Here is a 19,168-nt window from a genome sequence, read left to right as displayed (position 1 = left end):
CAGACGTTCCCGGCCAACCCCTCACCGCGTGCCCTGCGTACCGGTGTCCGCCTCCGGTGTCCGCCCCTCACCCCCGGGGACCGTCGGGACCGCCGGGTCGCTGGTCGGCTCGGCACTCGGCTCACTGGACGGCTCGGCGGACTGCCCGGCGGTCGGCTCGACGCTCGACGAGGGTGCCGGACCCGCGGTCGGCTCGGTGGTCGGCTCGGTGCTCGACGAGGGCGCCGGACCCGCGGCGGGAGGCGCGACGTCGGGCCGTGCGGCGGCCGCGCCGAGCACGGACCCGCCCGTCACGACGACGCCCGCGGCGACCGCCTGGGAGCGCAGGTCCGCGAGCTCGCGCGCCACGGCACGCACGGCGAACCCGGACACGACGTGGATCGACCCGGCGACGAACGCGTACAGCGCAAAGACGACCGTCACGAGGCGCAGCACGTCGAACGCGTCCAGCGGACGCGTGACGAGCAGGATCCCGAACAGCACCGACACGATCCCGAACGCGAGCATCCACGCCCACCCGAGGTCGCGGTTGCGGGCCAGGGCCGCGGCACCGGCGATCGTCGTGATGCCGAGCACGAGCACCCACACGGCGAGGACGTAGTAGAGCGCCGTCGGCGTGAGGTCCGGCCAGAACGCCACGACCACGCCGAACACGACGTTGACCCCCGCCTGCGCGAGCCACCACGCCGACCCGACCTGCTGCCGGTGCACGAACCCCTGGACGGCGACCAGCACGCCGTCGGCCACGAGGAACGCGCCGAGGACGAGACGCAGCGTCTCGAGCTGCTCGAGCGGCTCGATCATGAGGAGCAGGCCCAGGACGACGAGCAGGATCCCGCGCACCACGGGCAGCCACCACACCCTGCGGAACGGGTTGCGCTCCTGCACGGCCGCCTCCGCGGCGGGGACTCCGCCGGCGGCCACCCCACCGGCGTGCGCCGGGTCGTCGCCCGCCGTCTCGCGTGCCGACCTGTCGTGTGCCATGCCGACCTCCCGCTCCGAGCCGCCCGATGCGCCGCCGATCGCCGCCCGGGGCCCGCCCGATCGCGGCGACGGACGGCAGGATCCCCTCCATGCTAGGGAGGGCTTGCTCACACTCGCGCGTCCAGGCCTGCCGCGTACCGGTCGCCGCCCGGATGAAAGGGTCGAATCGCCCGGAGGAATCGGCCAAATACCGCGCCCGCGGCGGCGCCCCGCCCTAGACTCGCAGCCATGCCCGTGACTTCCCACGAGACGCCTGAGGGCCGCCCGGCCACCGGGTCCGTCGTGGAGGTCGGCAGCCTCGCCGAGAGCCCGCGGCCAGATCTCCGGCCGCAGACCGGCGCGTTCGAGGCCCTCCTCGCGCGTCCCGCGCCGGTGGACGAGGGCACGGTCCGCGTCGTCGACACCGCGGAGCAGCGCGTCCGGCACCCGAGCGACCTCGTCAACCTCGTCCTGTGCGCGGTCGGCGTGGCGCTCGTCATGCTCATGTCGGTCTTCGCGCACGGCACGACCGAGGGCGTCGCGGAGGACGTGCAGAACTTCTCCGACATCCTCGCCCGCGTGCTGTTCGTCCCCGTGGCCGTGCTCGAGGGGCTCGTCACGCTGTTCGTCCCGACGGCCGTCCTCATCGAGCTCGGGGTCCGCCGGCTCGGGCGGCAGGTCGTGGAGTCGATCGTGGCCGCCGCGCTCGGGCTCCTGCTCGGCATCCTCGTGACGCTCGCCGTGACGGCGTGGGGTACCGACGAGCTCGTGCGCGGGCTGTCGATCTTCACGCAGGGCGAGTGGCGGCTCACGATCCCCGGCTACGTCGCCGCGCTCGGCGGTCTGCTCACCGCGGCAGGGACCCGCACGAGGCGCCGGACCGTCGCGTGGTCGTGGAACCTCATCTTCGTCGCCATCGGCGTCGTGCTCGTCACGGGCCAGGTCTCGCTGCCCGGCATCCTCATCGCGCTCCTGCTCGGGCGCGTCGCCGGTCTCGCCGTCCGGTACGTGTCCGGCGTGCGCAGCGAGCGCGCGTACGGCCCGGAGCTCGTCGCCGGCGTGCGCCGCGCCGGTTTCTCCCCCGCCGCGCTCGTGCGCGTGCGGGACGTCACCGACGACGACGAGCTCGCCGAGGCGGCCGACGACCCGATCACCGAGGTCGACGCCGAGGGCCACATCACCTCCGAGGTCCACGTCGGCGTCCTGCGCGCGCCGGGTGCGGGGCACGACGCCGGGACGGTCCTCACCGCCGACGCCGCCCTCGCGCGGCACCACCTCGGCGGCACGGCGCCCGGCGAGGAGACCGCGGGCGGGCGTCCGGACGAGGCCGGGGACCCGGCCCGGGCGGGCGAGGCGGCGCCGTCCGACCCGGCCGCGATCGCGCTCACGCGCGCGGGCGACAACCGCGTCTACGCGATGCTCGGCGAGGACGGCGGCCGCCGCGACGTCGTCGTGCTCGACGGCGACCGGCAGGTCGTCGGCTTCCTCACCCGGTTCTGGCGCTCGCTTCGGCTGCGCGGCCTCGAGGGCCGTACCGCGATCTCGCTGCGCGCCGCGGCCGAGCGGACCGCGCTCCTCACCTACGCCGCCCGCGCGGCCGGCATCCGGACGCCGCGCCTCCTGGGCGTCGCCGAGGCGGCGGACTCGATGGTGCTCGTGCAGGAGCACGCCGAGGGCGCCGTGTCCCTGCGCGACCTGCCCGCCGACCGCCTCAGCGACTCCGTGCTCAACGAGGCGTGGCGCCAGCTCACGCTCGCGCACTCCGCGGGCATCGCGCACCGGGCGCTCACGTCCGACGTGGTGCTCGTCTCGCGGGAGCCTGCCACCGGCGCCCCGCAGGTCTGGCTCACGGGGTGGGACCAGGGCGACATCGCGTCGTCGCAGCTCGCGCGGCGCATGGACCTCGCGCAGATGGTCGCGCTGCTCGCGCTGCGCGTCGGCGCGCGCCGGGCCGTCGAGTCCGCGGTGAGCGTGCTGCCCGACGACGACATCGCCGCGATCGGGCCCCTGCTGCAGTCGATCGCGCTGCCCCCGAGCACGCGCGAGGAGATGCGACAGGACAAGGAGCTGCTCAAGGAGCTGCGCGCCGCGCTCGTCGAGCGGCTGCCCGAGGCGGACGTGGAGCCGCAGCGCATCACCCGGTTCGGCGCCCGCACGGTCATCACCCTCGCGCTCGCCGTCGTCGCGGTGACCGTCATCGTCACGAGCATCAACTTCGCCGAGATCACGGAGGCGGTCTCGCAGGCCAACCCGTGGTGGGCGGTCGTCTCGTTCGCGCTCGGCGTCCTCACGTGGGTCGGCGCGGCCCTGACCTTCGTCGCGTTCTCCCCCGTCCACCTGCCGATGATCCGGGCCACGCTCACGCAGGCTGCCGGTTCCTTCGTGGCCCTGGCGGCGCCCGCCGGCATCGGACCGGCGGCGCTCAACCTCCGCATGCTGCAGAAGCGCGGGATCTCGACGCCGGTCGCCGTCGCGACGGTGGGCCTGGTCCAGGTGTCGCAGTTCGTCGTGACGATCCTGCTGCTCGTCGTCCTGTCGATCTTCACGGGCGACGGCGGCCTCGTGCAGCTCCCGTCGACGACCGTCCTGCTCGCGATCGGCGGCGTCGCCCTCGCGGTCCTCGCGACGCTGCTGGTCCCGGCCGTCCGCAACTGGGTGCTCGCCAAGATCCGGCCCACGCTCCAGCAGGTGTGGCCGCGCCTGTCGGAGCTGCTCGGCCAGCCGGGCCGGCTCGCGCTCGGGTTCGGCGGCAACGTCGTCATGACGCTCGGGTACGTGCTCGCGTTCGACGCCGCGCTCGCCGCGTTCGGCCAGGAGCTCTCGCTCGTCGACGTCGCCGTCATCTACCTCGTCGGCAACGCGGCAGGGGCGGCCGTGCCCACCCCCGGCGGCCTCGGCACGATCGAGCTCGCGCTCACCGCCGGCCTCACCGCCGCGGGGGTTCCCGTCGCGCTCGCGACGTCGGCCACCGTGCTGTTCCGCGTCGCGACGTACTGGGGGCGCATCCCGTTCGGCTGGGCCGCGATGCGCTACCTCCAGAAGAAGGGCGATCTGTAGCCCGCGGTCAGGCCTTGGGCTCGTCGGCGACCTGGACGTCCACGTGGTAGTCCGTGCCGTCGACCTCGGACAGCGTGACCGTCAGGTCGAAGAGCGTGCCGGTCACGGGGTCCGTGAGCTCGCACTCGACGATCTCGCCGTCCACGAGGTCGATGCTCTCGTCGCCGCAGTCGACGTCCGACTCCCCGATCTCGGCCAGCGCGCGCTCGGCGTCCGCCGCGATCGTGGACGCGGGCACCGTGAGGTTGGCGCTGAACGAGCAGGCGCTGAGGACACCGGCGCAGAGCACGGTGGCGGGCGCGAGCAGGAGCGCGCGGACGGGACGGACGGACGTGCTGCGGTGCATGGATCCCCCAAGATCGGTTGATGTCGGGCCCGAGCATGGCGGACGGGGGCGACATGCCGCCACCTTCCACGATGGGGAGAGCTCCCCGTCCGGGCGGTCCGCGCCAGGTCCGGGACGTCGGACCCGGTCGGCTCCGCACGCCGACTCGGTAGGCTCACGGCGCACCCGTCGACAGCGAGGCCGACGGGCTCGGTGATGCTCGGCGATGTTCGGTGTTCGGCGATGTTCGGCGATGTTCGGCGATGTTTCGACGAGGCGAGGAGCCCGCACGTGAGGATCGGTGTCCCCCGCGAGGTGAGGGACGGGGAGCGGCTCGTCGCCGCGACCCCGAGGACGGTGGAGCGCCTACGCGCGCTCGGGTACGAGGTCGTCGTCGAGCACGACGCCGGGGCGCGGGCCACGTTCGCCGACGCCGCGTACGCGGAGGCGGGAGCGTCGGTCGTCGACGGCACGACGGCGTGGGGCGCCGACGTCGTCGTCGCGGTGAACGCACCGACCGACGACCAGGTCGCGTCACTGCGCCCGGGGGCGACGCTCGTCGCGATGCTTTACCCGGGCAGCCGGCCCGCGTTTGTCGAGCACCTCGCCGCCGCCGGCGTCACGGCCCTCGCGCTCGACGCCGTCCCGCGCATCTCGCGCGCCCAGGCGCTCGACGTGCTGAGCACGCTGTCCAACGTCGCGGGCTACCGCGCCGTCGTGGAGGCGGCCCAGGAGTACGGCGGGATGTTCGCCGGGCAGGTCACCGCCGCCGGGAAGACGCCGCCCGCGAAGGTGTTCGTCATCGGCGGCGGCGTCGCCGGGCTCGCGGCCGTCGGCACGGCGTCGAGCCTCGGCGCACAGGTGCGCGCGTTCGACGTGCGCACCGAGGCGGCGGAGCAGATCGAGTCGCTCGGGGGCGTCGCCGTGCGCGCGCCCGAGGCGCAGCAGCACATGAACGCCGACGGGTACGCGCGTCCGCTCACGCCCGAGCAGGAACAGCATGCGCTCGAGGTCTACGCGCGCGAGGCGGCCGACGCGGACGTCGTCATCACGACGGCGCTCGTGCGGGGCGTCGCTCCGCGCACCCTCACCGCGGCGGCGGTCGCGGGCATGCGCCCCGGGAGCGTCGTCGTCGACCTCGCCGCGTCGGGCGGCGGGAACTGCGAGGTCACCGTCCCGGGCCGGCGCGTCGTGACCGACGGCGGCGTCGTCGTCCTCGGGTGGACGGACCTGCCCGGACGGCTCCCGCAGCACACGTCGCAGCTCCTCGGGACGAACGTGGTGCACCTGCTCGAGCTGCTCACGCCCGGGAAGGACGGCGTGACCGTCCTCGACCTCGACGACCCGGTGCAGCGCGGGATGACCGTCGCGCGGGACGGTGAGATCCTGTGGCCGCCGCCGCCAGTGGCGGTGAGCGCGGCGCCGCCGCCCGGAGAGGCGGTACCGCCCGAGGACCCGGCCGTGGTCGCCGAACGGGCGGCCGCCGCGGCGGCACAGGCGGAGCAGCAGCGCGCGCTGCGCGGTCGCCGGCGCCTCGTCGGGGCCGCGCTCGCCGCGGTGCTCGTGACGCTCGCGCTATCGTTCGCGCCGCCGTCGCTCGTCGGGCACATGACGGTCTTCCTGCTCGCCGTCGTCGTCGGGTACTACGTCATCTCGCACGTGACGCACTCGCTGCACACGCCGCTCATGGCCCAGACGAACGCCATCTCCGGGATCATCCTCGTCGGCGCGCTCCTGCAGATCGGCTCGGACGACTGGCTCGTCACGACCCTCGCGTGCGTCGCCGCGGCCGTCGCGAGCATCAACATCTTCGGTGGCTTCCTCGTGGCGAACCGCATGATCCGCATGTTCCGACGGGATGCACCGGCGGGTCCGGCAGCCGGCACGAGCGCCAGCGCGGGGGCGGTCCGATGACGCCCACGTCCGTCGCGCAGGCCGTCTACGTCCTCGCGGCGCTGCTGTTCGTCCTCAGCCTCGCGGGCCTGTCCCGGCAGGAGACCGCGCGGCGCGGCAACGTCGCGGGCGCCGTCGGCATGGCGCTCGCGCTCGGCGCGACGATCGTGCTCGCGCTCGACACGAGCCGGCGCCCGGCCCTCGTCACGGGGCTGCTCATCGCGTGCGTGCTCCTCGTCGGCGCGGTCGTCGGGACGTGGCGGGCGCGACGCGTCGAGATGACGCAGATGCCCGAGCTCATCGCGATCCTCCACAGCTTCGTCGGCCTCGCGGCCGTGCTCGTGGGGTACAACTCCTACCTCTCGGAGGGACACGACCCGGCGCACCTCGTCGAGGTGTACCTCGGCGTCCTCGTCGGCTCCGTGACGTTCACGGGGTCCGTCGTCGCGTACCTCAAGCTCTCGGGGCGGGCCCGGTCCGCGCCGCTGCAGCTCCCCGGACGGAACCTCCTCAACCTCGCGGCGCTCGTCGCGAGCGTCGGTCTCCTGGTGTGGTTCGTCGGGGCGCCGTCGGTCTGGCCGCTGCTGCTCATGACCGTCGTCGCGCTCGCGCTCGGCTGGCACCTCGTCGCGTCGATCGGCGGCGGCGACATGCCCGTCGTCGTCTCGATGCTCAACTCGTACTCCGGCTGGGCCGCCGCGGCGGCCGGCTTCATGCTGAGCAACGACCTGCTCATCGTCACCGGCGCGCTCGTCGGGTCCTCCGGCGCGATCCTGTCGTACATCATGTGCCGCGCCATGAACCGGTCGTTCGTCTCCGTGATCCTCGGCGGGTTCGGCACGGAGGAGGGCACCGTCTCGGCGTCCGCAGGCGAGCAGGGCGAGCACCGCGAGACCCACGCCGACGACGTCGCACGCCTCCTCAGGGACGCGCGCACCGTCGTCATCACGCCGGGCTACGGCATGGCCGTCGCGAAGGCGCAGTACCCCGTCGCGGAGCTCGTCGAGCTGCTGCGGTCGCGCGGCGTCGACGTGCGGTTCGGCGTGCACCCGGTCGCCGGACGTCTGCCGGGCCACATGAACGTGCTGCTCGCCGAGGCTCGCGTCCCGTACGACGTCGTGTTCGAGATGGACGAGGTCAACGACCGCTTCCCCGACACCGACGTCGTGCTCGTCATCGGCGCCAACGACACCGTGAACCCCGCCGCGCTCGACGACCCCGGCTCACCCATCGCCGGCATGCCCGTGCTGCACGTGTGGGAAGCGCGCGACGTCGTCGTGTTCAAGCGGTCGATGGCCACCGGCTACGCGGGCGTGCAGAACCCGCTGTTCTTCCGCGAGAACACGTCCATGCTGTTCGGCGACGCGAAGGACCGGGTCGAGGGCATCGTCGCCCACCTGCGGGTGGGGTGAACCCAGGGTCGCTCACGCGGGCGACAGAGCGCTCAGCGCTCATCGAGGGAGAGCGCGACGCAGCACGGTTTCCGCGTGGCGGAGCACAGGACCGTCGACCATGCGGCCCTCGAACGTGAAGACGGTGTCCGGCCCGCCGGGATTTGCAGCGGCGGCGTCGAGCAGGGCCCGGGCGGACTCGACCTGCTCGGCCGTCGGAGCGTACGCGGCGCGGATCACCGGGACGTGGCTCGGGTGGATGCACGCCGTCGCGGCGAAGCCGCTCGCCGCGGCGTCCTCGGCCTCGGCGCGCAGCCCGTCCAGGTCCGCGATGTCGACGTGCACGGCGTCGATCGCCCCCTTTCCCGCCGCGCCCGCCGCGAGGAGCACCGACGCGCGGGCATGCCGCGCGACGTCCCGGTAGGAGCCGTCCGCGCGCCGGCTCGACGTGCCCCCGAGCGACGCGACGAGGTCCTCCGCACCCCACATGAGCGCGACGACGTCGTCCCGGCGCGCCAGCTCGGGCGCCGCGAGGACCCCCGCCGCGGTCTCGCACAGCGCCACGACGCGGACGCCGGGGAGCGTGCTCGCGAGAACGGGCAGCGACGCGAGGAGCTCCGGCCCGGCCTTCGCGACCATGACCGTGCGCAGCCGTGTGTCCGCGAGCGCCGCGACGTCGAGCGCGTGCTCGCGCGTCCCGACGGCGTTGACCCGCACGATCGTGCGCGCGGGGTCGAGGGTGGTGGACGCCTCGACGACGGCCCGGCGCGCGGTGTCCTTCGCGGCGGGCGCCACGGCGTCCTCGAGGTCGAGGATCACGGCGTCCGCGCGGTCCGCCGCCTTGGCGAACCGGTCGGGCCGGTCCCCGGGGCAGAACAGCAGCGCGGGCCCCAGGGCGAACGGTTCCCGCGCCTCGGGCGGGGGTGTCGCGTCGGTCCCGTGCCCGACGGCGCCGCTCACCACGCGCCCTCCTCGTCACCGGCGGCGAGACGCGGGTCGGTGCCGGTGCCGATGCGCGTGCCCGTGCCGGTGCCGGTCCCGGTCCGGGTGCCGGTACTGGTGCCGAACCCTGGGTTGTGCGGCGCTGAGGGCTCCGATGGCCGCACAACCCGGGGTTCGGCAGACCCCGACTGCCCCGCGACCCCGGGCTCGGCAGACCCGGCCTGACCCGCGAGCCCGGCTTCGGCCCCGGCCCCGGTCTCGGCGGACGAGGGCGGGTCGGCCGACCCCGCGCCGTCGGGCACGACGACCGCCGCGTGCGCCGCGCCGTCGGGCACGACGGCGGCATCGTGGGCCGCGCCCGTCCAGAACAACGCCGTGCGGACCGCCCGGGCGACGAGCTCGCCCCGCTGGTTGAGCCCGCGGTGCTCGAGCGTGACGACACCCTGCCCGGGGCGGGACCCGGACAGCCGCTTGTCGACCACCTCCGTCTCGGCGTAGAGCGTGTCGCCGTGGAAGACGGGCTTCGGGAACTCGACCTCGCGGAAGCCGAGGTTGGCGACGATCGTGCCCTGCGTGACCTGTCCGACCGACAGCCCCACGAGCGTCGAGAGCGTCATCATCGAGTTCACGAGCCGCTGCCCGAACGGCTGCGTCGCGGCCCACGCGGCGTCGAGGTGGAGCGCCTGGTGGTTCATGGTGAGCGTGGAGAACAGGACGTCGTCCGCCTCGGTGAGCGTGCGACCGGGGCGGTGGCGGTACACCACGCCCGGCTCGAGCTCGTCGTAGTACAGGCCCCGCTGGACCACCTCGCGCATGCTGCTCCTTCTCTCCTCCGCCGAGCACGGGGTCATCGACACCCGAACACGGGGTTGTCGACCGTTTCTCGCCGGATCCGGTGGCCGACCCCGTGTTCGGCCGTCGACCGTGGTCAACCCTCCAGGCCCAGGCTCCTCGCGATGACCATGAGCTGCACTTCGGTGGTGCCCTCGCCGACCTCGAGGATCTTCGCGTCACGGTAGTGCCGCGCGACCGCGTTCTCGTTGAGGAACCCGTACCCGCCGAAGATCTGCGACGCGTCGCGCGCGTTCGCCATCGCCGCCTCTCCACCGACGAGCTTCGCGACCGACGCCTCCGTCTTGAACGGCTTGCCGTGCACGAGCTTCTGCGCGGCGTCGAGCCAGGCGAGCCGTGCGGTGTGGACGCGGGCCTGCATGCGCGAGAGCGTGAACGCGACGTGCTGGTTCTCCCCGATCGACCGCCCGAACACCACGCGCTGCTTCGCGTACCGCAGCGCCTCCTCGAGACAGCCCTGCGCGGCCCCCGTCGCGAGCGCGGCGAACGCGATGCGGCCCTCGTCGAGCGCGCGCAGGAAGTTCGCGTACCCGCGGCCCCTCTCGCCGAGCAGGTTCTCCGCCGGGACGCGCACGTCGGTGAGGGTGAGGGGGTGCGTGTCGGACGTGTGCCAGCCGACCTTGTCGTACGCCGGACCCACCTCGAACCCCGGCGTGCCTGCGGGGACGATGATGCTCGACAGCTCCTTGCGGACCGCGCCACCCGGCCCGCGCGTCTCGCCCGTGACGGCCGTAACGGTCACCAGGCTCGTGATCGGGGTGCCGGAGTTGGTGATGAACTGCTTGGACCCGTCGATCACCCACTCGTCGCCGTCGAGGCGTGCGGTCGTGCGGGTCCCGCCCGCGTCGGACCCCGCCTCGGCCTCGGTCAGCCCGAACGCCGCGAGCGCCTTCCCCGCGAGCAGGTCCGGCAGCCAGCGCTCCTGCTGCGCGCGCGTCCCGTGCCGGTAGATCGGCACGATCCCGAGCCCGACGCCCGCCTCGAGCGTCACCGCGATGGACTGGTCGGCGCGCGCGAGCGCCTCCACGGCGAGGCACAGCGACACGTAGTCCTTGCCCTGGCCGCCGACGTCGCGCGGGAACGGCAGCCCGAACAGCCCGAGCTCGCCCATCTGCGCGATGATCTCCATCGGCAGCCGCCGCTCGGTGTCGTACCGGTACGCGGCGGGCGCGACGACGCCGTCGGCGAAGTCCCGCACGACCTGGTACAGCTTCGCCTGCTCGTCGGTGAGCAGGGTGTCGACCTCGATCATGGTGCTCCCTGGGTGTCGGAGGTGGTGGCCGACGCGGCGGGGTGTGCCGCGACGGCGCGTAGGTTCCCGTCGTCCGGGACTGTCGCGGCCGGCTCGTCCGCCACCGGCTCGTCCGTCGGGGATTCGTCCGTCGCCGAGTCGTCCGTCGCCGATTCGTCCGGGGCGGACCCGACCGGCGAGGGCGACGTCGCCGGCTCCACGACGGCGACCACCTGGTCACGGCGCACGAGGTCGCCGGGACGCACGGTGACGCGCGCGACGCCGTCGTGCGGCGCGAGCACGGGGTTCTCCATCTTCATGGCCTCGACCGTCACGAGCACGGCCCCGGCGGTGACGACGTCGCCGTCCGGCGCAGTGGCCACGACGGTCCCGGGCATCGCGGCCCGGACCTCCGGGTCCGTCGCCGCGGCCGTCCCCCCGCGTGCCCGACGGCGCTCGGCCCGGCTCCGCGCGGCGCGCTCCGCCCGGTCGGGGGCAGCGAACGCGACGACCCGCCCGGCACGGTGGAGCCACACGACCGAGGGCTCCCCCGCGGCGGCGGGCTGCGACGCGAGCCGCACCCGCTCCCGGGTGCCGTCGACCGTGAGCCACCACGCGCCGTCGTGCACGGTGTCCCGGACGAGGGACGCCCGGACGTCGCCCGCCCGGGCACCGCCCACGCCTGTCCCGGCCTGGGGGCCCGCCGCTCCGCCGTCGGCCGCTTCGCCGTCGGCCGCCACGAGATGCACGACGGCGTCCCTCGCCGTCCCCGTCACCCGCACCTCGTGGTCGGGCCCACCGGCGGGACCGGTCGCGTCGCGCAGCCTGACGACGCGCGCCGCCGCGGGCGCGTTGAGCCGCCACCCGTCCCCGGACCGCCACGGGTCGTCCTCACCACCGCCGCCGAGCACGTGGTTATCCACCGGATCAGCCCCGATCCGGTGGCCAACCCCGTGCTCGCGAAGAACAGCCGCGTGCTCGGCCACGTACATCGCCGCCGCGACCAGGTCGCCCGGCGATGCGCCGGACGAGGTGAGGGGGTCGGGGGCGCGCGCCCCGTCGCCAGCGGAAGGTGCCCCGACATCGGAGGTGAGGGGGTCGGGGGTGTGGGCGCCGTCGTGGTCAGGCCTGGCGGGAGCGGGCGAGGAACGAGCCCGCGGATGGTAGACGGCGCCCACACCCCCGACCCCCTCGCAGGACCCGACCACGTCACCGGCCCCGGCCCCGGCCCCGGCTACAGCACCAGCACCGAGGAACCGGTCGATCAGACCGGTGTCGAGCCACCCGGCCCGGACGTCCTCGTCCGCGAGCAACGACCGCAAGAACCCGACGTTTGTCTCGACCCCCAGCACGACGGCCCCCGCCAGCAACCCGTCGAGCCGCTCGATCGCCTCGGCACGCGTCCGTGCCCACGCGACGGCCTTCGCGAGCATCGGGTCGTAGTGCCCGCCGACGACCGACCCGCGCTCGATCCCGGAGTCGAGCCGCAGCGGCGACGTGTCGACCGAGAGACGGGGGCCGGACGGCGCGCCCGCGTCGTCGTACGTGAGGACCGTCCCGGTCGCGGGCAGGAACCCGCGCGCCGGCGACTCGGCGTAGATCCGCGCCTCGACGGCGTGGCCGCGGAGCGCGACGTCGTCCTGGCGCAGCGGCAGCTGCTCCCCCGCCGCGACGCGCAGCTGGAGCTCGACGAGGTCGAGCCCCGTGACCATCTCGGTCACGGGGTGCTCGACCTGCAGGCGGGTGTTCATCTCGATGAAGAAGAACTCGTCGGGCGACGCGGCGGGGACGAGGAACTCGACCGTCCCCGCGCCGACGTAGCCGACGGACCGCGCGACCTCGCACGCGGCGTCGCCCATCCGCGCGCGCTCGGCGGCGGACAGCAGCGGCGACGGCGCCTCTTCGACGACCTTCTGGTGGCGCCGCTGGAGCGAGCACTCGCGCTCGCCGAGGTGGATCACGTTCCCGTGCGCGTCGGCGAGCACCTGGACCTCGATGTGCCGGGGCGCCTCGACGAGCCGCTCGAGGAGCAGCGTGTCGTCCCCGAAGGACGACGCCGCGACGCGACGCGCCGAAGCGAGCGCGGCCGGCAGGTCGGCCGCGGACCGCACCACGACCATCCCCTTGCCCCCGCCCCCGGCGGACGGCTTGACGAGCAGCGGGAACCCGACGTCGGTCGCGGCGGCGACCAGTGCGTCGTCCGGCATCCCCGGCTCGCCCGCGCCCGGGACCACGGGGACGCCGCGCGCGGCGACGATGCGCTTGGCGGCGAGCTTGTCGGCCATGGATTCGAGGGCGTCGACGCCCGGCCCGACGAACGCGATCCCGGCGCGCGCGCACGCCGTCGCGAGGGCGGGGTTCTCGGAGAGGAAGCCGTAGCCGGGGTGGATCGCGTCCGCGCCGGTCGCGACGGCAGCGGCGACGACGGCCTCGACGTCGAGGTACGACCGGGTCGCCGCCGCCGGTCCGAGGCGCACCGCGACGTCGGCCTCGCGCACGTGGCGCGCCCCGGCGTCGGCGGCGGAGAACACCGCGACCGACCGGATGCCGAGGCGGCGCAGCGTGCCGATCACGCGGCACGCGATCTCGCCGCGGTTGGCGACGAGGACGGTGCCGAACGGACGAGCCGTCGAGGCGGCGTCGGTCGGGGTGAGGTGCATCGTCACGGGCCTCACATCCGGAACAGCCCGAACCGGGGACCGGCATCGAGCGGGGCGAGCGGCGTGCGTGCGCACACGCCGAGGGCGAGGCCGAGCACGCGGCGCGTGTCGGCGGGGTCGATGACGCCGTCGTCCCAGAGCCGGGCCGTGGCGTAGAACGGGTTGCCATGCTCGTCGTAGTCCGCGCGGATGCCGTCGGCGAACGCGGCCTCCTCGTCCGGGTCCCACGTCTCACCGCGCGCGGCGAGCTGGTCGCGCTTGACAGTCGAGAGCACCGACGCGGCCTGCGGCCCGCCCATCACGGAGATCCGGCTCGCGGGCCAGGACCACAGGAACCGCGGCGAGTACGCGCGCCCGCACATCGAGTAGTTCCCCGCGCCGAACGACCCGCCGACGATCACGGTGAGCCTCGGGACGCGCGTCGTCGCGACGGCCGTGACCATCTTCGCGCCGTCCTTCGCGATGCCGCCCGCCTCGGCGTCCGTGCCCACCATGAAGCCGGAGATGTTCTGCAGGAACAGCAGCGGGATGCCGCGCTGGTCGCACAGCTCGATGAAGTGCGCGCCCTTGAGCGCCGACGCCCCGAACAGCACGCCACGGTTCGCGAGGATCCCCACGGGGTGGCCGTGGATCCGCGTGAACCCGGTGACGAGCGTGTCGCCGTACTCGCGCTTGAACTCGTGGAACCGGCTGCCGTCGACGATGCGCGCGACGATCTCCCGCGGGTCGTACGGGGCTTGTACATCGGTGGGGACGGCGCTGTACAGGTCCTCTCCGGGGCCACCACGGCCCGGCGCGCCGAGTTCGGCGGTGGCGCGTGCGCCGTCGGGCTGCCCGACCGTGCCGACCGTGCCGATCGCAGGAGGCTCGCTCGGCTCGACGGCCCACGCGGGCGCCGGGTCGGGCGGGAGCGTCGCGACGATGCGGCGCACGGTGTCGAGCGCGTCGTCGTCGTCCTCGGCCAGGTGGTCGACGACCCCGCTGCGCCGCGCGTGCAGCTCGCCGCCGCCGAGCTCCTCCGCCGTGACGACCTCGCCGATCGCGGCCTTCACGAGCGGCGGCCCGCCGAGGAAGATCGTGCCCTGGTCGCGCACGATGACGGTCTCGTCGCTCATCGCCGGCACGTAGGCGCCGCCCGCGGTGCAGGACCCGAGCACGGCGGAGATCTGCGCGATCCCCGCGGCGGACAGCTGGGCCTGGTTGTAGAAGATGCGCCCGAAGTGGTCGCGGTCGGGGAACACCTCGGCCTGGCGCGGCAGGAACGCGCCGCCCGAGTCGACGAGGTAGACGCACGGGAGCCGGTTCTCCAGCGCGATCTCCTGCGCGCGCAGGTGCTTCTTCACCGTGAGCGGGTGGTATGTGCCGCCCTTCACCGTCGCGTCGTTGCACACGACCATGACCTGGCGCCCGCTCACCACGCCGATCCCGGCCACGACGCCCGCGGCCGGCCACACGCCGTCGTCCACGCCGTGACCGGCGAGCGGCGCGATCTCCAGGAACGGGCTGCCCTCGTCCAGCAGCCGGTCGACACGGTCCCGCGGGAGGAGCTTGCCGCGCGACACGTGGCGGTCGCGCGCCGACGCCGGTCCGCCGAGCGCAGCGGTGGCCGTGCGCTCGCGCAGGTCGGCCGCGAGCGCGCGCTGCGCGGCGTCGTTCACCCGGGCGGTCTCCGAACCCGGGTCGACGGCGGTCGTCAGGACGGTCACGCGAGTCCCCCCTCTCCCTGCCGAACCCCGAGTTGCGCGGCAGGATCGCCGTCCAAGGCCGTCGAACCCGGGGTTCGACGGGTCGGAGAGCCCAAGAGCGCGAGGCCCGGGTCCTCCAGGAGCGCGCCGAGATCGGCGAGGAAGCGGGCGCCCTGCTCGCCGTCGACCACGCGGTGGTCGAACGAGAGGCTGAGGGTGACGACGTCGCGCAGGGCGACCTCGCCGTCGTGCTCCCACGGCCGCCGTCGGACCGCGCCGAGACCGAGGATCGCCGCCTCGCCCGGCACGAGGATCGGCGTCCCGGCGTCGACGCCGAACACCCCGACGTTCGTGATCGTGATCGTCCCGCCCGTGAGCCGCTCGGGCGGAGTGCGGCCGGCGCGGGCCGTCGTGACGAGCTCCCCGAGCGCGTCCGCGAGCGCCGGGAGGTCGAGCGCGTCCGCGTGCGGGACGTGCGGGACCACGAGCCCGCGGTCCGACGCGACCGCGATGCCGAGGTGCACGTCGCGGTACCGCCAGATCTCGGTCGCGCCGTCGGGCAGGTCGTGCCACGCGCTGTTGAGGTCGGGATGGCGCTGGAGCGTGACGCACAGCGCGCGGGCGACGAACGCGAGCACCGTGAGGCGGCTGTCCCGCGCGAGCCGGTGCGTGCGCAGGCGGTCGAGCAGCTCGACGCTGCGCGTGACGTCGACCGTGAGGAAGACCGTTGCGTGCGGGGCCGTGAACGCGCTCGACACCATCGCCGCGGCCGTGTGCTTCCGCACGCCGCGCACCGGGACGCGCTCCGGCCCGGCGCCGGCATCCCCCGTCACCGAGCTGCGAGAAGTGGTCCCGGGCACGACGCCGCGAGCGACCGTTTCCCGCATCTCGGCAGCCGGGCGTCCGAGCTGCGGCGGAGCGGCAGCGGTCCGCCGCGCACCCGGGTCGTGCGGCGAGCGGGGGGCCGGTCGCTCAGCATCCCTCGCCGGATGCGCGACGTCGCGGCGGCAGCTCACCGCCGCGAGGACGTCCGCGCGCGTGATGAGACCATCCGGCCCGGTGCCCTCGACGCGCTCGATGTGCACGCCGAGCTTCTTGGCGAGCGCGCGCACCGGCGGCGTGGAGCGCGGCCGCTCGACGACGGTCCGCCCACCGTCCGAGGGCGCGGCGGCGGGCCCGAGCGACCCCGCGGCGTCGGGCGCGGACGAGTCGCCGAACCCCGGGTTGTCCAGCAGATCCGCGCCCGATTGCCGCACAACCCCGGGTTCGGCACCCCCGGTGGCACGACGACGATGGCGCGCCGGGCGGCCCGTGCTGTCCGGCCGCGCGCCGTAGCCGACGAGATTCGGTTCCACGACGTCCCGGACGTCGGAGTCGTCACCGACAACCTCGGCCCCAGACCCGCTGCCCAACCCTGGGTTGTGCGGCGATCCGGCCTCCGAAGGCAGCACAACCCCGGGTTCGGCAGCGGGAGGTGACGCCGCGCCGTCCGCTGGCTGGTCGCCCAGGGTCGCGGGGTCGTCCACCTCGAACGTGACGATGGGGTCGCCGACGTTCACCGTCTGGCCCTCGGCGGCGTGCAAGGTCGCGACGACGCCCGCGTAGGGCGAGGGCAGGTCGACGAGCGCCTTGGCCGTCTCGACCTCGGCGATCACCTGGTTGAGCTCGACGCGGTCGCCCGCGTGGACGTGCCAGGCCACGATGTCGGACTCGGTGAGACCTTCCCCGAGGTCGGGCAGGCGGAACTCGCGCGTCGTCATCACCGTGCCACCTCCTCGAGCACGCCCGGCACCCGGCCGAGCACCCGGTCGACCCCGTCGAGGATGCGGTCGAGGTCCGGCAGGTAGTGGCCCTCGAGCCGCGCCGGCGGATACGGCATGCCGTATCCGGTGACGCGCACGGGCGCGGCCTCGAGGTACTCGAAGCAGCGGTCGGTCATGGTCGCGGCGACCTCCGACCCGAGCCCGGCGTGGCGCGGCGCCTCGTGCGCGACCACGAGGTGGCCGGTCCGGCGCACGGACGCGGCGACCGTGTCGTGGTCCATCGGCGACAGCGACCGCAGGTCGATCACCTCGACCGACACCCCGTCGTCGGACGCGGCGACGGCGGCGTCGAGCGCCGTCCCGACGAGCCCGCCCCACGTCACGAGCGTGACGTCGCGGCCCTCGCGCAGCACGTGCGCGCGGTCCATCGGCGGCGCGAGCGCGAGCGGGATCTCCTCGACCTCGCCCTTGAGGTGGTAGCGCCGCTTGGGCTCGAAGAAGATCACGGGGTCGTCGCACGCGACCGCCTGCCGCATCACCGTGAACGCGTCCTGCGGGTTCGCGACCGACACGACGCGTAGCCCCGCGACGTGCGCGAACATCGCCTCGGGCGACTCCGAGTGGTGCTCGGCCGCGCCGATGCCGCCGCCCACCGGGATGCGGATCGTGATCGGCAGCCGCACCCGGCCACCCGTCCGCGCGTGCATCTTCGCGAGCTGCGACACGATCTGGTCGAACGCGACGAACACGAAGCCGTCGAACTGGATCTCGCACACCGGGCGGTACCCGCGCATCGCGAGCCCGACCGCCGTGCCGATGATCCCCGACTCCGCGAGCGGCGTGTCCAGCACGCGCCGCGGCCCGAACTCGGCCTGCAGCCCGTCGGTCACGCGGTACACGCCGCCGAGCCGGCCGACGTCCTCGCCCATCACGACGACGCGGTCGTCGTCGGTCATCGCCCGGTTCAGCCCGGCGCCGAGCGCCTTCGCGAGGGTCAGGGTGCTGGTCATCGCGCCGCTCCTTCCTGCGTGCCCGTGCCCGACGACGCGGCCGCAGCCGGTCCCGTCCCGTCGTCCCTCGCGGGTCCCCCCGTGCCCGACGTCGCGGCGTCGGGCTGGTCGCCCGGGCCGCCGTCGTCCCCGGGTGCGTCGTCGAACGACGCGAGGTAGCGCGCGTGCTCGACGCGCTCGCGCGCGAGTGGGACGTGCGGCTCGGCGTACACGTGGTCGAACAGCGACGACGGTGACGGGTCCTCGAGCGCGACGCACCCGGCGCGCAGCTCGGCGGCGGCGGTGTCGGCGACGCCCTGCACGCGGGCTGCCTCCGCGTCGTCGAGCACGCCGACGCCTCGCAGGTACGCCGCGTAGCGAGCGACCGGGTCGCGCCCCGCCCACAGCTCGAGCTCGGCCGCGTCCCGGTAGCGCTTCGGGTCGTCCGCCGTGGTGTGCGGGCCCATGCGGTAGGTGACGGCCTCGATCAGGGTGGGGCCGCCGTCGTGCCGCGCCCGGTCGAGCGCCGCACGGGTCACCGCGAGGACCGCGAGGACGTCGTTGCCGTCGACGCGCACGCCCGGCATGCCGAAGCCCCGCGCGCGCTCGACGAGGGGGACGCGCGACTGGAGCTCGACCGGCTCGGAGATGGCCCACTGGTTGTTCTGGCACAGGAACACCACCGGCGAGCGGTACGTCGCCGAGAAGACGAAGGCCTCGTTGACGTCGCCCTGGCTCATCGCGCCGTCGCCGAAGTACGCGACACCGACGGGCAGCCCGTCCGCCGGGTCGACGCGGCCGGCGTCGACGTCGAGCTGGACGCCCATCGCCCACCCGGTCGCGTGCAGGGCCTGGGCACCGATGATCACCTGCGGCGACGCCATGCCGATCGCGTACGGGTCCCAGCCGCAGACCGTGACGCCGCGCCAGACGCGCACGAGGTCGACGGGGGACGCACCGCGCACCGACGCGACGGCGTGCTCGCGGTAGGACGAGAAGACGAAGTCGTCGGCGCGCAACGCCCGGGCGGACCCGACCTGCGCCGCCTCCTGGCCGAGCAGCGGCGGCCACAGGGCCAGCTCGCCCTGGCGCTGGAGCGCCGTGGCCTCGGCGTCGAGCCGGCGCGCGACGATCATGTCCTCGTAGAGCCGCAGGAGCGTGGACCGGGCCGCGTCACGTGCCGCGTCGTCGACGGCGTCCGGGTCGAGGTCGGCGAGCCACCGGTCGTGCTCCGGGTCGGGACGCCGCGAGCCGTCCTCGTCGAGGAGGCGCACCGTGCGCGGGCCGACCGGGGTCGTCGTCTCGTCGTTCGCTGCTCGTGCGTCGTGCGGGATCTCCGCCCGGTGACCGTCGTGCTCTGTCGGCAGGGTCTCCACCGTCGAGCCGGTCCGCACCGCAGGTTCGCTGGCCACCATGC

The 19,168-nt window shown here is 74.7% G+C and carries 12 protein-coding genes and 1 pseudogene; 3 read left to right on the top strand and 10 right to left on the bottom strand.

Annotated elements, in window-relative coordinates; all coding sequences use genetic code 11:
- Positions 1-21 precede the first annotated feature (21 nt).
- Positions 22-984, bottom strand: coding sequence for a DUF308 domain-containing protein (locus AC4H2G_RS20320; protein WP_494367547.1), 963 nt, complete (start codon positions 982-984; stop codon positions 22-24).
- 228 nt (positions 985-1,212) lie between these two features.
- Here AC4H2G_RS20320 and AC4H2G_RS20315 point away from each other — a divergent pair, with 228 nt between their 5' ends.
- Positions 1,213-4,020, top strand: a complete 2,808-nt coding sequence (locus AC4H2G_RS20315; protein ID WP_494367546.1) for a flippase-like domain-containing protein — start codon at positions 1,213-1,215, stop codon at positions 4,018-4,020.
- Between the two features lie 7 nt (positions 4,021-4,027).
- Here the strand turns inward: AC4H2G_RS20315 and AC4H2G_RS20310 are convergent, their stop codons facing one another.
- Complete coding sequence (locus AC4H2G_RS20310) at positions 4,028-4,366, bottom strand: hypothetical protein (protein WP_494367545.1); 339 nt, start codon at positions 4,364-4,366, stop codon at positions 4,028-4,030.
- Between the two features lie 270 nt (positions 4,367-4,636).
- On the opposite strand from AC4H2G_RS20310, the gene AC4H2G_RS20305 reads away from it, so the two are divergent.
- Together AC4H2G_RS20305 and pntB are read left to right on the top strand one after the other, a co-directional pair.
- Positions 4,637-6,259, top strand: a complete 1,623-nt coding sequence (locus AC4H2G_RS20305; protein ID WP_494367544.1) for a Re/Si-specific NAD(P)(+) transhydrogenase subunit alpha — start codon at positions 4,637-4,639, stop codon at positions 6,257-6,259.
- Complete coding sequence (gene pntB, locus AC4H2G_RS20300) at positions 6,256-7,650, top strand: Re/Si-specific NAD(P)(+) transhydrogenase subunit beta (protein ID WP_494367543.1); 1,395 nt, start codon at positions 6,256-6,258, stop codon at positions 7,648-7,650. The genes AC4H2G_RS20305 and pntB overlap by 4 nt, the downstream gene beginning before the upstream one ends.
- A gap of 39 nt (positions 7,651-7,689) precedes the next feature.
- Here the strand turns inward: pntB and AC4H2G_RS20295 are convergent, their stop codons facing one another.
- From AC4H2G_RS20295 to AC4H2G_RS20260, 8 genes and pseudogenes are all read right to left on the bottom strand, one after another.
- Positions 7,690-8,589, bottom strand: coding sequence for an HpcH/HpaI aldolase/citrate lyase family protein (locus tag AC4H2G_RS20295; RefSeq protein WP_494367570.1), 900 nt, complete (start codon positions 8,587-8,589; stop codon positions 7,690-7,692).
- 323 nt (positions 8,590-8,912) lie between these two features.
- Positions 8,913-9,386: pseudogene (locus AC4H2G_RS20290) on the bottom strand (MaoC family dehydratase); the annotation flags it as partial.
- 113 nt (positions 9,387-9,499) lie between these two features.
- Entirely contained in the window at positions 9,500-10,675 is a 1,176-nt protein-coding gene (locus AC4H2G_RS20285; protein WP_494367542.1) for an acyl-CoA dehydrogenase family protein, read from the bottom strand.
- The gene (locus AC4H2G_RS20280; RefSeq protein WP_494367569.1) at positions 10,672-13,314 is read right to left on the bottom strand and encodes an acetyl/propionyl/methylcrotonyl-CoA carboxylase subunit alpha; all 2,643 of its coding nucleotides are present in this window, start codon (positions 13,312-13,314) and stop codon (positions 10,672-10,674) included. Before AC4H2G_RS20280 ends, AC4H2G_RS20285 begins: the two co-directional genes overlap by 4 nt.
- An 11-nt stretch (positions 13,315-13,325) precedes the next feature.
- The gene (locus tag AC4H2G_RS20275) at positions 13,326-15,020 is read right to left on the bottom strand and encodes a carboxyl transferase domain-containing protein (protein WP_494367541.1); all 1,695 of its coding nucleotides are present in this window, start codon (positions 15,018-15,020) and stop codon (positions 13,326-13,328) included.
- Entirely contained in the window at positions 15,017-16,759 is a 1,743-nt protein-coding gene (locus AC4H2G_RS20270; RefSeq protein ID WP_494367540.1) for a dihydrolipoamide acetyltransferase family protein, read from the bottom strand. Before AC4H2G_RS20270 ends, AC4H2G_RS20275 begins: the two co-directional genes overlap by 4 nt.
- Positions 16,759-17,772: an alpha-ketoacid dehydrogenase subunit beta gene (locus tag AC4H2G_RS20265; protein WP_494367539.1), complete on the bottom strand. Its 1,014-nt coding sequence runs from the start codon at positions 17,770-17,772 to the stop codon at positions 16,759-16,761. The genes AC4H2G_RS20270 and AC4H2G_RS20265 overlap by 1 nt, the downstream gene beginning before the upstream one ends.
- Positions 17,769-19,085, bottom strand: a complete 1,317-nt coding sequence (locus AC4H2G_RS20260; protein WP_494367568.1) for a thiamine pyrophosphate-dependent dehydrogenase E1 component subunit alpha — start codon at positions 19,083-19,085, stop codon at positions 17,769-17,771. The genes AC4H2G_RS20265 and AC4H2G_RS20260 overlap by 4 nt, the downstream gene beginning before the upstream one ends.
- Between the last annotated feature and the right edge of the window lie 83 nt (positions 19,086-19,168).

The organism is Cellulosimicrobium sp. BMG9.23 (genome assembly GCF_059159985.1).
Note: the sequence above shows the minus strand (reverse complement) of the source record. Positions and strands in the feature narration are given on the sequence as shown.

What these genes read in the sequence shown, in the direction of transcription:
- AC4H2G_RS20320 (WP_494367547.1), bottom strand. Translation starts at nt 984, where the DNA reads ATGGCACACGACAGGTCGGCACGCGAGACGGCGGGCGACGACCCGGCG.
- AC4H2G_RS20315 (WP_494367546.1), top strand. Translation starts at nt 1,213, where the DNA reads ATGCCCGTGACTTCCCACGAGACGCCTGAGGGCCGCCCGGCCACCGGG.
- AC4H2G_RS20310 (WP_494367545.1), bottom strand. Translation starts at nt 4,366, where the DNA reads ATGCACCGCAGCACGTCCGTCCGTCCCGTCCGCGCGCTCCTGCTCGCG.
- pntB (WP_494367543.1), top strand. Translation starts at nt 6,256, where the DNA reads ATGACGCCCACGTCCGTCGCGCAGGCCGTCTACGTCCTCGCGGCGCTG.
- AC4H2G_RS20285 (WP_494367542.1), bottom strand. Translation starts at nt 10,675, where the DNA reads ATGATCGAGGTCGACACCCTGCTCACCGACGAGCAGGCGAAGCTGTAC.
- AC4H2G_RS20280 (WP_494367569.1), bottom strand. Translation starts at nt 13,314, where the DNA reads ATGCACCTCACCCCGACCGACGCCGCCTCGACGGCTCGTCCGTTCGGC.
- AC4H2G_RS20270 (WP_494367540.1), bottom strand. Translation starts at nt 16,759, where the DNA reads ATGACGACGCGCGAGTTCCGCCTGCCCGACCTCGGGGAAGGTCTCACC.
- AC4H2G_RS20265 (WP_494367539.1), bottom strand. Translation starts at nt 17,772, where the DNA reads ATGACCAGCACCCTGACCCTCGCGAAGGCGCTCGGCGCCGGGCTGAAC.